Origin of the sequence: Pseudoalteromonas shioyasakiensis (genome assembly GCF_019134595.1) — a bacterium.
Taxonomy (GTDB): Bacteria; Pseudomonadota; Gammaproteobacteria; order Enterobacterales; family Alteromonadaceae; genus Pseudoalteromonas; species Pseudoalteromonas shioyasakiensis_A.
The window spans coordinates 1,152,987-1,167,008 of the sequence record NZ_CP077770.1; the positions used below are offsets into that span (position 1 = coordinate 1,152,987).

The 14,022-nt window shown below is 40.8% G+C and carries 12 protein-coding genes; 5 read left to right on the plus strand and 7 right to left on the minus strand.

What is annotated here, in order from left to right:
* The first annotated feature begins 38 nt into the window (after positions 1–38).
* Positions 39–1,391 carry a magnesium transporter gene (locus tag KQP93_RS05365; protein WP_054560666.1) on the plus strand — a complete coding sequence of 451 codons (1,353 nt, stop codon included), beginning with the start codon at positions 39–41 and terminating at the stop codon, positions 1,389–1,391.
* Here KQP93_RS05365 and KQP93_RS05370 read toward each other — a convergent pair.
* Positions 1,388–2,287 carry a LysR family transcriptional regulator gene (locus tag KQP93_RS05370; protein WP_217876245.1) on the minus strand — a complete coding sequence of 300 codons (900 nt, stop codon included), beginning with the start codon at positions 2,285–2,287 and terminating at the stop codon, positions 1,388–1,390. The two genes, KQP93_RS05365 and KQP93_RS05370, sit on opposite strands and share 4 nt — an antisense overlap.
* A gap of 107 nt (positions 2,288–2,394) precedes the next feature.
* On the opposite strand from KQP93_RS05370, the gene KQP93_RS05375 reads away from it, so the two are divergent.
* From KQP93_RS05375 to KQP93_RS05385, 3 genes are all read left to right on the plus strand, one after another.
* On the plus strand, positions 2,395–4,038 hold the full coding sequence (locus KQP93_RS05375; RefSeq protein ID WP_217876247.1) for an amidohydrolase family protein: 1,644 nt from the start codon (positions 2,395–2,397) through the stop codon (positions 4,036–4,038).
* Between the two features lie 94 nt (positions 4,039–4,132).
* Entirely contained in the window at positions 4,133–4,870 is a 738-nt protein-coding gene (locus KQP93_RS05380) for a hypothetical protein (RefSeq protein WP_217876249.1), read from the plus strand.
* A 67-nt stretch (positions 4,871–4,937) separates the two neighbouring features.
* Positions 4,938–5,843, plus strand: a complete 906-nt coding sequence (locus KQP93_RS05385; protein ID WP_217876251.1) for a tetratricopeptide repeat protein — start codon at positions 4,938–4,940, stop codon at positions 5,841–5,843.
* On the opposite strand, the gene KQP93_RS05390 is transcribed toward KQP93_RS05385, so the two are convergent.
* The 3 genes from KQP93_RS05390 to KQP93_RS05400 are packed head-to-tail and all read right to left on the minus strand — an operon-like array spanning position 5,840 to position 8,662.
* Positions 5,840–6,388 carry a hypothetical protein gene (locus KQP93_RS05390; protein WP_217876253.1) on the minus strand — a complete coding sequence of 183 codons (549 nt, stop codon included), beginning with the start codon at positions 6,386–6,388 and terminating at the stop codon, positions 5,840–5,842. The two genes, KQP93_RS05385 and KQP93_RS05390, sit on opposite strands and share 4 nt — an antisense overlap.
* A gap of 59 nt (positions 6,389–6,447) precedes the next feature.
* On the minus strand, positions 6,448–7,143 hold the full coding sequence (locus KQP93_RS05395; protein ID WP_055022099.1) for a response regulator: 696 nt from the start codon (positions 7,141–7,143) through the stop codon (positions 6,448–6,450).
* A 1-nt stretch (position 7,144) separates the two neighbouring features.
* Positions 7,145–8,662 carry an ATP-binding protein gene (locus KQP93_RS05400; RefSeq protein ID WP_217876255.1) on the minus strand — a complete coding sequence of 506 codons (1,518 nt, stop codon included), beginning with the start codon at positions 8,660–8,662 and terminating at the stop codon, positions 7,145–7,147.
* Between the two features lie 231 nt (positions 8,663–8,893).
* On the opposite strand from KQP93_RS05400, the gene KQP93_RS05405 reads away from it, so the two are divergent.
* Entirely contained in the window at positions 8,894–9,775 is an 882-nt protein-coding gene (locus tag KQP93_RS05405) for a dioxygenase family protein (protein ID WP_254907713.1), read from the plus strand.
* Positions 9,776–9,838: 63 nt separating this feature from the next.
* Here KQP93_RS05405 and KQP93_RS05410 read toward each other — a convergent pair whose 3' ends face one another.
* From KQP93_RS05410 to KQP93_RS05420, 3 genes are all read right to left on the minus strand, one after another.
* Positions 9,839–12,358 carry a TonB-dependent receptor plug domain-containing protein gene (locus KQP93_RS05410; protein WP_217876257.1) on the minus strand — a complete coding sequence of 840 codons (2,520 nt, stop codon included), beginning with the start codon at positions 12,356–12,358 and terminating at the stop codon, positions 9,839–9,841.
* A 136-nt stretch (positions 12,359–12,494) separates the two neighbouring features.
* A complete protein-coding gene (locus KQP93_RS05415; RefSeq protein WP_254907714.1) occupies positions 12,495–13,475 on the minus strand; it encodes a GGDEF domain-containing protein in 981 nt (326 codons plus the stop codon).
* A 159-nt stretch (positions 13,476–13,634) separates the two neighbouring features.
* Positions 13,635–14,012: a DP-EP family protein gene (locus KQP93_RS05420; protein WP_217876259.1), complete on the minus strand. Its 378-nt coding sequence runs from the start codon at positions 14,010–14,012 to the stop codon at positions 13,635–13,637.
* Between the last annotated feature and the right edge of the window lie 10 nt (positions 14,013–14,022).

Sequence of the window (14,022 nt, forward strand, 5' to 3'; positions counted from 1 at the left end):
TAGACTATTGTTATTGATGTAATTAACCGAGGTCTCAAATGATTGAGTATCCTGTTGACCAACTTCCCCAGTTAATTGATGACTTGCTTCAGTGTGATACCACAACACGCAAAAATAAGTTACTTGCTGATGCTAAAGAGAAGCTTTCTACTGAACATTTATCGTTATTGTTTGAAGCATTACCTAAAGAACAGCGTTTAGAAATATGGCAATTACTTGATGAAGATACGCAACATGAAATCTTCATTAACTTAGGTGGCGATAGCTGTCGTTGGTTATTGCAAAGCCTAGAAGAAGCCGAAGGCTTTAAGCTACTTGACGAAGTGAGCGTAGAAGAGTTACTTGAACTTGAAGAAATTATTCCTGAGCGCTTTGTTGATTATGCACGCAGACAACTTGATGAAGTTCAAACAAAGCAGTACGACCTTGCACAGCAATATAACCCAGAGCAGTTAGGTCACTGGCTCGATTTTGATGCACTAAAAGTGTCAGAAAAACTCACCGTGGCAGGCGCGCGTAAAATTTTTCAAAAAGGCTTACCGCAATATACCGAGGTGATTTATTTAGTCAGCCGTAAGGGCACTCTCATTGGTGAAGTGGCTATCAATGCTTTATTTAAAGCCAATGATAATGACAGCCTGCTGGATTACGCGAACCTTGATGTATCAGCTTTACATGCTGATGACGACCTATACGAGGCTGCTGAAGTGGTTATTCACAGTGAACAAATGGCAATGCCAGTTGTTAATGCCGACAACAAACTATTAGGCCGTTTGTCGGTGTCATCAGCTTATGAATTGCGCCAAGAAGTGACCGACGAAGCCGCTGCAAAAGCCGGTGGTCTACGTGAAGACGAAGATCTGTTCTCAAGCGTCACTAAGTCGGCAAAAAACCGCGGTATTTGGCTTGGTATTAATCTGGCAACGGCGTTTTTGGCCTCTTGGTTTATTGGTTTGTTTGGTGCAACTATTGAGCAAGTGGTTGCGCTGGCGGTATTAATGCCGGTTGTCGCTTCAATGGGTGGTATTGCAGGTAGTCAAACGTTAACGGTTATTGTGCGCGGTTTAGCGCTTGGTCAGGTTACCGACTCCAACCGTAGAGCACTGCTGAAAAAAGAGCTAAGAGTAGGGGCGTTAAATGGCTGTGTTTGGGCCTTTGTGATTGGTGTGCTCACTTATTTCTGGTTCAACGATGGCATGTTAAGTTTAACAATTACTATCGCTATTTTACTTAACTTGGTTGCAGCTTCGTTATCAGGGGTAGTGATCCCATCGATTTTAGATAAGCTTAAAATCGATCCAGCTCTTTCAGGCTCTGTGATCCTGACCACTGTCACCGACATCGTTGGCTTTGTCACCTTCCTAGGTTTAGGTAGTTTACTCCTTCTTTAAGGGATCGGATGCTGGCTAAAGTAGTGTTTAGCCAGCTCAACGAATGATTTCACCCTATTTGACAGCGCATACCTATGCGGATAAACCGCAGCAATCGTTAATGGTTTTAGGGTATGCTCTGCTAACACCTCGACTAATTCACCTGATTTTATATACGGGGCGACTGAATAACGAGGGGCTTGAATTATCCCATCACCCGCTGCCGCTGCTTCATTTAAAAATCGGCCATTATTAGAGGTCATTGCCCAGTTAAACTTGCGGCAAACATGCTGACCATCTAGCAAAAATATCCATTGGTCATGACGAATATGATGACTGAAAAACAGTAACCTATGCTCCGATAAGGCTGCTATATCTATTGGCGTGCCATGCTTTTTTAAGTAGGCAGGACTTGCCCACAAAGATAATGATGAATGGCAAACTGTCTGCGCTATATGGCTGGCATCAGGTAATGAAGGAGCAACTCTAAATGCCAGATCAATTTGGCTATCAAATAAATCAACGGGCGTATTAGACAATACAATATCTAATTTAACATCGGGAAAAGCATGCTGATATTGGCTGATCAAAGGTGTTAAATATTGGCAACCAAATTCAATACTGGCTGAAATAGCCAGCTTGCCGCTAGGCGCTTGACTAAGCCCGCTTATCTCTTCATCAACTTCATTAAACTTATTCAGTAAAGGCTTCATTTGCAGAACATAGTTTTGTCCTGCATCAGTTAAGCAAACTTTACGGGTGTTTCGTTTTAGCAGCAAGCAGCCTAAGTTTTGCTCTAACTGTTTAACATAGCGGCTTACCATGGTGGTAGACAGCTGCATTTGCTTAGCAGCCTGTGTAAAGCTTTGATATTCAGCGACTAAGCATAGGGCTCTAACGGCTTCTAGTTTGTTCATTGTTGTTATTTTTAAACTATAAGTTCATACACTATAAACTTTTGTGAGATGTAAAACCAAGTAATTCAGGTGTAAGTTGGGAGTTAAAACAAGAATAAGAGGTGATTATGAAATCGGGCATCAACACATTACTTGCCAGCATTGCATTGGGCTTATCGTCGTCGGTGATGGCTCAAACCATTGCATTACAAAATGTGAACCTAATCGACGTCGAAGCCTTGTCGGTTAATAAAGCACAAACCATCATCATAGAAGATGACAAAATCAAACAAATTGTTCCTGCAAGCTCTCGTCGCTTTGCCGATGATGTCATTAAAATCGATTTAGCAGGTAAGTATGTAATACCCGGTTTAATTGATACTCATGTGCACCATGCTACTTCGCCTGATGATTCAGATAACGATGAAATCACGCGCACTCGCTTGCGTCAGCTTTTACAGGGGGGTGTGACAAGTGTGCGCGATATGGGCGGCGATACCCGTGCTTTGAGTTCACTTAAAAGGCGAGCCGATAACGATATTATTCAATCACCGGATATTTATTATTCTGTGATTATTGGTGGTAAAGCGTTCTTTTCTGACCCCCGCACAGTCGCCTCTGCAAAAGGCGAAATTCCCGGTGCTGTGGACTGGATGCGTGCCGTTGATGAACACAGTGACTTTGATGCCATTATGCTACGTAGCAAAGGGTTGGGGGCAACCGGCATCAAAATTTATGCAAATGTGCCAGGAACAGTGGTAGCAAAGCTATCTCAAGCTGCTAAAAAACATGACCTCAAGGTGTGGTCGCATGCTTTTATTGGCCCAGCAACACCGCTTGAAGCCGTTAATGGTGGGGTTGAAACAATTTCACATGCTGCCGATTTTGCCGCGCAAGTAATTGAAAATTTCTATGATATGCGCCGTAAAAATGTTGCCTTAACAGAGCAGCAAAAAAGCGATGCAAAGCAATTAGAAGCTTATCAAACACTCATAAAACAGATGAAAAATAAGGGCACAATTCTAGACTCAACCTTAACGGTCTTTGATAAAACCAAAGCCTCTCGTGGTGAAAAAGGGTTATTGCTCAATGAGTGGGGCGGGCTGTTTACGCAATTGGCTCATCAAGCCGGTGTAACTATTGCAGCAGGTACCGATGTGACCAGTGATAGGTTTAATACTGTAACACCTATGGTGCACTATGAAATGCAATTATTAGTTGAGCGGGCAGGCTTAACACCTTTAGAGGCTTTACAGGCTGCAACCATTAATGGTGCAAAAGTGATTGGCATTGAGAAGCAAACAGGTTCAATAAAGGTAGGTAAAACGGCGAATCTTGTGGTACTTAACAGTGATCCAAGTATTGAGATCACCAATAGTCAAAACATTGTTCATGTAATTAAAAATGGCCAATTTATCCAGTTGGGTGATAATGAAAAATTACCCTTTGTGATGGCGCGTGAAGCGGCTGGGTTATTATTTTTATCGGGGCAATTAGGTAATTTGCCAACTACTATGGCTTTGGCTGGCGGTGACATCAGCACCCAAATGACGCAAGCAATGAAAAACATCGGCTTTGTTTTGCAAGATCACAATTTAGATTTTAACGATGTTGTTAAATGCACCCTTATGCTGGCAGATATAAAAGACTGGCCTTTAGCCAATAAAGCTTACACGCCATTTTTTACTAAGTTACCCGCCAGAAGTGCTTTTGCAGCCAGTGGCTTGGCACTTGGCGCAAAGGTTGAAGTGGAGTGTATCGCTGCGTTGTAGCTAAAATTGTAAGCGAACATAAAATAAACACTTTTATTTACCTAATACACAGTTATTATGAATTGTGACTCAGTCAAACTAAAAGGACGTTAATATGGTATTAGGTAAAAAAGCAGCACTGGCTGCTTTATCGGTAATGTCAGTGTTTAGTGCATCAGCAGCACAAAGCGCTTCGGGTGAACAAACTAAGCTGAGTGAAGATCCCACCAAGGTCGTCACTCAGTTTGGTGCAAGTTATTCAGATGAATTAAGGATCACCGGTTCGCTAAGTTTGGGAGCAGTTAAAAAGCTTAATGCTAGTGTGAGTGCTAATGGTGATGAATGGCGTATTGGTGGCTCGTGGCTATTTGATATTGGCATTGTTAATTTTAACTTTGGTAAGCAAAGTTATGATCAAGGAGCTGAGCGAACAACCTATAGTGTTGGCACCTTTATGCCACTGAGTTACTTTGATATTGCGCCCTATGGTTGGCAAATTTTCGCTATGGGTGGTTATAGCCATGTTGATGGTGAAATTGCTTGTTTAGCAGGGCAAGGGGCGTGTTTAACAACAGAAATACCTGGCCCTGAAGGTTGGGTGCTTATTCCAAACAGTAGTGATGGTGGTTATTTAGGGGCGTTTGCTTTAAAGCCATTATCCGAAAAATGGACATTAATGACTGCCGCAGCGTATTCGGTTGGGTCTAACGATTATTCAGGTTATTTCGCAGCCATTGGTGCAAGTTATCAATTTGATAAACAACAAAGTTTCAAGCTATTTGCTGCAACAGAAGACAGTGATTATGGCTCAGATCAAAACTTAGTACTGGGTTACACTTATCAATTTAATTAAAAATTACTGTTATAAGCTGTTAAATTTTGTTAGTTTTCTGAGTGAGTTATCGCTGAGAAAATAGAGCATGAAGAAAAAGTTAGCCTTGTTATTGTTAGGATTATCGAGCCTTAATGCCAATGCCTCTGAAAACTTTAGTGATCATGAGATGTTTTGTGAGCAACAATCACAAATTAGTTGCTTAGATTACATTAATCAACAGCTAGCAAGCAGTGAGCTTGGCTCTGCGCGTTGGTATGAGATTAAATCTTATCAGTTTGATTATTTCTACGACAAATTGGAATATCAAATCCTGAAAGATAGCACTGAGCCTTTCATTAACAGTGAAGAATTACCTGTTGTCTTTCAAGTACAAGTTTATTTTTATTACGCAAAATCAATGCACTATTTAGGTGACTTTGAAACTGGTCGTAAATATGCCACAAAAGCATTTGAAAAACTGCAAGCAATCTTCGACTCTTTTGGTAACCCTATGCGTATGGTTGAATTGGCTAATTTGCAATACGTGTTTGGTAATAAAGAAACGGCATTGCAAATTCTTGATAGGGCAGAGCGACGCTTTGGCAAAAGCAAAGATCCCATTTTTCACTTTGAATTGGCTTCGAATAAAGCGAATGTTTTTCACTCATTAGGTGATATAGACGGTGCACTTGCAAATCGAAAAACCGCCGCTGATTGGATTTTAAAAACCAACCATAACCGAAAAATCTCTGTTGCTTTAGGTAATTTAGCTCGTACCCACCAACTTCTGGCAAATTATGAGCAAGCCGATGAAGTTTATGTACAGTCTCTTAAGTACATGGATACAGATTCAGATAGACATGTGATTGCTATTTATAAGTTACGTCTTGCTGAAATCAATTGGCAAGCAGGAAAGCAAGATCAAGCATTAAAATGGTTTAAGCAAGTGCATAAAGAAGACATTCGGCAATCACATGCGAAACTTTATGCACACCTAGGTAACGTGCTTTAGATAGTGTAAAAACACCCTGGTTTTTCGTCTTCACCCGGCGCTAAAATTTGTAGATGGGTTGACTCACCTTGTTCCATCAAAGGCTTCATAGTTTTATCAAACTGCTTAGCGGCATGTTCAATTAATTTTGCTTGCTGTTCCAGTGCTTTAAAATCAGCATCATGAGCAGCCATAAGTTTATTAAGCTCTTTAGCCAGCTTATCTTGCTCTTTTAATAAACTTTTATTAATTCGCAAGTGGTTCTCGTCTTCAACAACTGCTTCTTCGGTGATTGCTTCTATTTGCTCAGAGTACTCAGTAACTTGTAGCTCTATGTCATTAATTGGTTGCTCAAGTGCTTCAAGTTTTACTTGTTCACGCTCAAGCTCTAGGTATGCTGCAATTTGCTCGTTATTGAGGGGACTTTCGCTTACTTTTTTACAGTCTTTAAAAGTGATAACGCGATAATCACCCTGGTTGTTTGTTGTGCTGGCATTAGAGAGGCCAATACAAGCAGTAGTGGCCGTGATTAAGAGTGCACTTACGCTAATACGTACTAAATTCATAATGATGTCCTAATGGGTTATGTTATTTAGTTAGTCGTCGCAAGTGTGAAAAAGGTTGTTTAAATTTTAAATTTATATCCCACGCCATAAATTGACTCAATGTAATGGCTATCAGGGTCGGCTTGAGTCAGCTTTTTACGCAAGTTTTTAATGTGCGAATCAATACTGCGCTCGTAGCTCTCAAAGTACTTACCTTGAGTCATGGTTAGTAAATCTTGGCGTGAAAAAACTTTATTAGGTGAGGCAATTAATATTTTTAACAAGCTAAATTCATTAATTGTTAGTTTCAGTTCTTCATTTTTTACCAACACTTTGTATTCGCTCGGATCAACAATAATATTGCCTGCTTTGAATGTACTAGGTTTGCTACTTGGCATTCGGCGTCGTTTTAAAATAGCTTTCACACGCGCCATTAACTCTTTTGGTTTGAATGGTTTAGTAACATAGTCATCGGCACCCACATCAAAACCAATTAAGTGATCAATTTCTTCGACCCTTGCTGTAAGCATAATAATAGGCACATCACTGTATTGTCTTATCTTGCTGCACAACTCGATGCCATTTGTGCCTGGCAGCATGATATCGAGAATAATCAAATCAGGGTTTAGCTCATTAACAGCATCCAGTGCGCAGTTGCCATCGTGAATTAGGCTTGTTTTAAACCCTTCAAGATATAAATACTTTTCTATTAATTCGGCAATTTTAACTTCATCTTCAATAACGAGAATATGCTGTTTAGCTAAGGTTTCTGACATATTATTGCGCCTCTGCAAGCGGGAGTTTTAACGTTATACACAGACCGCCTAAACGGCTTTTAGTTGCATTAATTTTTCCCAGATGGGCTTCAACAATTGTTTGGCAAATTGCCAAGCCTAAGCCAAAACCGCCGGTTTTTCTGTTACGAGAGCTATCGGTGCGATATAAACGATCAAATAGTTTTTCAAGGGCCTCATCAGGAACACCGGGGCCTGAATCTTCTACCGACAAAAACACATGATGGTTAGACACGGTTAAATCTAACCAGACTTTTTGCTGTTCATCGGTATAGCGTAAATTATTTTCTAAAATGTTTTGTAGAACTTGTGTAATACGATTTTGGTCGGCCAAAACCATCACCGTTTGCTCTGGTAAGGTGGCATTTAGCGTGATGTTTTTGGATTGAAATTTAAACGCATACTTATGCGCTTGTAGGGCCACCAAGGCATTAAAATCAATAGTTTCCATGTGATAGTTAAAGCTGTGTCTGTCGAGTGAGCTGACTTTATGTAAGTCGTTCACAAGTCGGCTTAACAGCGCCACTTCTTCTTGCAGTGAGCTTATTGCTTTTTGGTTTGGTTCGATAATGCCATCGTTAATAGCCTCTAGTTCACCCTCTAAAATAGTTAAAGGCGTGCGTAGTTCATGAGAAATATCCATGAGCCATTGGCTTTGCTGCGATTCAAAGCGTCTGAGCTCTGTGGCAATACGATTAAAATCATCCGCTAAGGTCGCAAATTCATCACTACTATTGACGGTTATTTTGGTCTCAAACTCTCGCTCTGCAAGGGCTTTTGCGCCTTTTTTCAGCTGCGAAATAGGGTTAGTAAAATGACGTGCGAGTAAGTAACTAAACAATAACGCAATTAACAAACCAACCCCTGCTGTCCACAAACTGATATTAATTTGTGTATTAAGGTAATGCTGAGTCAGTGCGCTGACATGATTGCGGTTAGCATGCAGCTGAAGCACCGCAACAACGTCGCCATTGTGGGTGATTTCTTGCTCGTTCACGACCTCAGTTTCGGTATTGCCTGCAATCAATATTTCGCCTTTTTCATCAAGCAAACTTAGGCGTTTTTCAAAGGGCATGAAGTCATCAGCCATGGGTTTATTGTGAGGTGGCGGCTCATGCATGTCAGCAAAGTTTGCAGGCTCGTTAAACTCAGTTGATGGGTCAAATTCAGGTGGCTGGTCGAACGATGGTGGCACCCCAAAGTCATCGGGAGGTGGCATCGCCTTGTTTTGCATGCGCTTTTCAGGAGGCCCATTTAATAGAAAAGGGCCGGACTCTCCTGGTTTTGGGCTATTGGGCGAAAACAATAAACGGCTTGAATGAAAATTACGGTTAATTAACTCATACCACAGGGCTTTAGAATCGATAAACATCCCAATCGAACCCGTTTGCTGATACTGCAGGCTAATTTCAGTGGCTATTCGGTTAAATGCTTCGTTATCTATATCTTCAAATACATTATTGAGCATACGCTTATTGGAAATTGCATTCAGACCAAACATGGTCAGCACCAGTAGTAGCGTAATGATAAGATTGGTAATTAAGAGTTTGTGAATTAACTTCATAGATGTAATAGTAAAATGTAATAGCCAGAAATGAATATACTATAAATGTCTATTTTTTGGCATGTGCATCCTAGTCACTCTATAAAAGCACCACTTTTTCTACACAAAGTCTCTACATTTGTTCTTTATACTCGACGTTAATTACTCATGTTAGCGAAGGGGCACAAGATGACTTTAAAACCTGAACTTTATACTCGTAGAAAAATGCTTAAAACATTAGGTGTTTCAGTTGCTGCTGTGCCTATGTTGGCATTTTTAGGCTGTAACTCAGATACAGTATCGTCAACAGATATAACATCAGACACCGATACATCAACAGATACAGACACCAGTACTGATACAGACGATACAACAACCACGAACGACAGTGATTATGTATCGGGCACAACAGCACTTATTACCGATGACTTTCCTGATGACAGTATTTTTGAAACATCAACAGCATGTGTGTTAGCACTTACTGAGGCAACAACCGAAGGCCCGTGTTACTTCCAAGCTGATTCAGACGAAGACATCTCTGATGGCCTAATGGGTTTACCTATGATGCTGTGCTTACAGTTAATCGATAGCGACTGTAACCCATTAGCAAATTACGAAATCTCGGTTTGGCACTGTGATACCAGCGGTATTTATTCGGGCGATACTAGCAGTAGTTCTGATAGCTCACGTTTTGCGGGTGATTTCTGTACTGATGGCGATGCCGAAGCTGAGGCAAGTACCTGGTATCGTGGTTCATTGATCACAGATAGCAGTGGTCGTGTGAACTTTAAAACGCATTTCCCAGGTTGGTACTCTGGCCGTACTATTCATATTCACTTTAAAGTAGCAAACAATAATAACGACTATGTAATTAGTCAGTTCTGTTTTACTGATGCGTTTGCAAAAGAAATTTGTACCACTCATAGCGATTACAAATCACGTGGTGAACAAGATACAACACTTGCTAGCAACGACAACGTGTTTGGTAGTGATTATGAGCAGTTTATTTTAAACACAGCACAAAATAGTGATGGCACTTTATTGGCGTATCACACTATTCAAATTAGTTAATTTATTCACTCATCATTGTAGGTTAGGGCGTGTTAGCAATTACTGCTTTCACGCCCTATTTTTTTAGAAGCTATAAGTGATGTTACCGTAAATAAAACGGCCATCTAAGCTGTATGGCGCAAAGCCACTATAAGGGAAAATTTGGTTGAAATCGCTATAACCAATATTACTTACAGTATCTTGAGGATACTGATCAAACAGGTTATTAGCGCCTAATGCGAACTTCCACTGCTCATCAGGGCGGTAAGCCACTTCTAAGTCAGCAATCCATTTAGCGTCAAGTACTTCATCACCATCTTCACTGCTTGCAGTGTCAACTACTTCACCATAACGAGTTGCTCGTAATGTCGTTTGGAAGTTTTCATAATCCCATGTTGCAGATAGGTTCCATTTATCGGCTGGTGTGCCTTTTTCAAAGCGTGTGATTTCACGACGAGAAAAATACTCGTAGCTATCGCCAAGGGCTTCTAGCTCTGCTGGGTTTTCTTTAACATGTGTCACTTCTGTGTCGTTAAAGTTAACTGCTGCACTTAAGCGTAAATCACCATAGCTTTCTAAACCTAATGAGTAGGTCGCAACAATATCAACGCCTTGCGTACGTGAATCAATGGCATTAGTAAAGTAACGAACGCGCTGCGTATTTACTTCGCCTGCTTCGGCTAAAATCGCTTCAACTTCTGGGCCGCTTAAGTTTTCAGACAATACGATACGGTCGTCAATTTCAATGCGATACGCATCAAGGGTTAAGCTAAAGCCGCCTTGCGTAAAGATGAAACCCGCCGTCATATTAACTGACTCTTCAGCGTCTAAATCACGAGCTCCCAGTGCTTGCGCTGCAGGTTCATCAACAGGGAATAAACCTACTTCATTTGGTACACCATTTTCAAAAACAGTGCTTACTGATTTATACGATGTTTGGGCCAGTGAAGGCGCTCTGAAACCTGTGCTAATTGCACCACGTAATGACAGCGACTCGTTAATGCTGTAGCGCGAAGCAAGTTTTGAGGTAAAGGTACTACCAAAATCACTGTAATCTTCAAAACGACCTGCTAAAACAAGGTTCCAATCTGTCGTTAGGTAAGTATCAAACTCTGCAAATACCGCAATGTTATGACGGCTTTTATCTGTTGCACTTTCTGGTGAGAAACCAGGTAACACTTGCGCGCCACCGGCAGCAACTGGGTTGCCATCGTCATCTAATACAGTTAGGTAAGAGGCTGTTTCACCTGCTTTGATTTGGTAGTTTTCGTGACGATACTCAGCACCAATCGTAACAAACACATCATCAGGTAAACCTAAGTCTAGTGTGTTGCTAGCATCCATGTTCACCAAGTATTGTTCATAAACAAGCGAGCCATCATCAAATTCTGTTGGGCTGCTAACACCCATCGAGGTATTTAAGCTGTTGCTTACGCCAATACCAAAATCGTTGCGACCATAATTGCTGCTTACATCCCAAGCCCAATCATTGGTTTCGCCATTTAAGCCAATTGCAAATGAGTAATCATCTACATCGGTATCAATTTGCGGTAAGAAACCGTCAGGATACACTTCAGTTAAGTTACGAGAATCTTTGGCGCGACGATAAAAACCACCTGAGTTACCTTTACGGTTTGAGTAACTTGCAAATGAGTAAAGCGACAGCGAGTTATCAAACTCATAACCTAGGTTATAAAAAAGCGCGAAGTCTTCGATATCGGCTTTACCAAAGCGGTGGTTATAGCGGTCAAAGTCAAATTCACGTGAATCTAAATCGCCATTCTCATCACGGCTATATTGCTCACGTGCATCAAAGCCAGAGCGGTTTGTTGGCTCGTTATTACGTGACTCAATCGACACGTTAATAAAGCCATTATCGCCTAGTGCAAAGCCCGCATTAGCACTTGCTGTGCGCGTAATGCCGTCGTTTACTTCACGGTCGCTGCCAGTTTCAAAGCTTAAGTTGCCTTCGCTATCCGTTGTAGTGTTTAGTAGCTGAGGAGAGCCTGCCATTTGTGTGTCGTATTCACCGTATGTGTAGCTCACGCTACCGCCTTCATCGGCATCTTTTAATACAATATTGATCACACCGGCAATCGCGTCAGAACCATATTGAGCTGCAGCGCCATCACGCAGAATTTCAACACGTTTAATTGCAGAAGTAGGAATATTATTTAGATCTACTGCCGTTGAACCACGGCCAACCGTACCATTTAAGTTTAATAATGCACCGGCATGGCGGCGTTTACCATTGATCAGCACTAATGTGTGATCCGGAGCAAGGCCACGTAAAACAGCTGGTTTCGCGTGGTCAGTGCCATCAGCAATGGTGGCACTTGGGTAGTTAAAGCTTGGTAATTGTGATGCCAATACTTGGCTCATATCAAGCTGGCCTGTGCTTGATAGATCGCGGCTTGTTAATAAATCGACAGGCACGGTACTTTCAGAAATGCTACGAAGGCTACGGCGAGTACCTGTAACAGAAATAACTTCAACATCTTGAACGGTGTTGTCAGTTGTTTGCTCAGCAGCGATTGCAGTCACTGATGTAGCTAGCGTACTTGCAATAGCGAGTTGCAAAGGTACTTTTTTAAAAATTGTCATTGTTGGATCCCTTCTGACGTTGATTTCGCTTCGCAGTTTATCAATAAAAAAGGAACAAACAAATAACATAAAAGTATACTATATGATTATCTTAACAAGCTATTTAGCTCACGGTGTTTACATTATATTAACTTAGTTAAGCGCTAATGCTTATTTTATTTCTACCCTCTGTTTTTGCTCGGTATAAAGCAGTATCTGCTGCACAAATTAATGCCTCTGAAGTACGATATTGATTATTAAACTCACAGGCAATTCCTTGGCTTACACTTATTCTAAAATCACTTGGTAAACCTATATCAGTAAATGGCATGTTATTTACTTTTATTTGAATGTGTTTAGCAATGGCGGCGGCCGTGTCTTTTTGGCAGCGGGGTAATATAATGGCAAACTCTTCACCGCCATAACGGGATGCTAAACAATCGCGAGAAGGGAGTGATTCTGCGATTATACTTGCTACTTTTTGTAAGCATTTATCGCCTTTTACATGACCGAATCGGTCATTGAATAATTTAAAGTAATCAATGTCGATTAATATAGTGCTAATAGCTTGGTTGGTTTGTACGCTTTCTTGCCAGTTTTCTTTTAATGACTCTTCAAGGGTTAATCTATTTGCAAGGCCGGTTAAATGGTCAGTAGTAGCCTGTTTAATTAAACGATTATATTGCTCTTTGTGTGATGATAAATCATGTAATACACAAATAAATAAATTTTCTACAACGGCAATGTTTTTTGGTAGGCTCGATATACATAAATCCGCCTCAAGGGTTTTATTATCAGCGCGGTTTATTTTAACTTCGTTTGGCCCAAGGCTTATCGGCGAGTCTTTATGGTCTAACCAACTTAGTAGGGTATACATGTATTTATCACGGTCGGTGTCGTGTAGGTAATGTAAAATGTTTTGCCCGATTAACGCTTCTTGATTGTCACCTAAAAGCTGTGCCGCCATCGGGTTTGCAAATTCAAACGTGCCTTGGCCATTAATGATAAACACTCCCTCAGGAATGTTCTGAAACATTTGGGCAATCAGCGCAAGTTGCTCTGAATTGATAGACTGCGCAAGTGCGCTTTTCGCTTCTGATTTATTAGTGCTTGGTTGTTCATTTTTATTAGTAGACACGTTCGTTTCCTTTTTGCCGATGCAAACGATTTTGGTGTCTATAAAGTTACTTAAAAAAGTGCAAATTAACCTTCTGGTAACCTTCTGGTTTTAAGTTGTTGTTTTCAAATAAAAAAAGGACTCCTTGGTGGAGCCTTTTGTAGGTGTTATTTCTATTAACTACACTCGGTCTTTATTTTCGACTTGCGGGTCTTCGCTTTGATATTCTTCACCATTGCAGCTAACCGTGAAAATCATACATGCTGTGCCATTGTTTTCGTCGGTATCTGAAATATTGATTACCGTGCCAGCGTTTGTAACCTCGTAACTGAAATCTTTAGCACAGTCACCCTCATGATTACTAAAAGTAGCGGCAGAAAATAAGAACCCTCTTTTTTGAGTTTCTTCATTTAGGGTGTAAATACCAAGACTATCTCTTTCTGTAACAACCCCACCACCAGATACTTGTTGACCATCTTGGAAGTATGTAAATACAGCTTTTTTGTTGCTATCTAATTCAATATTTACTGTGAAATTGTAAACTTTACCTTCACTCATGTTTTTTCCT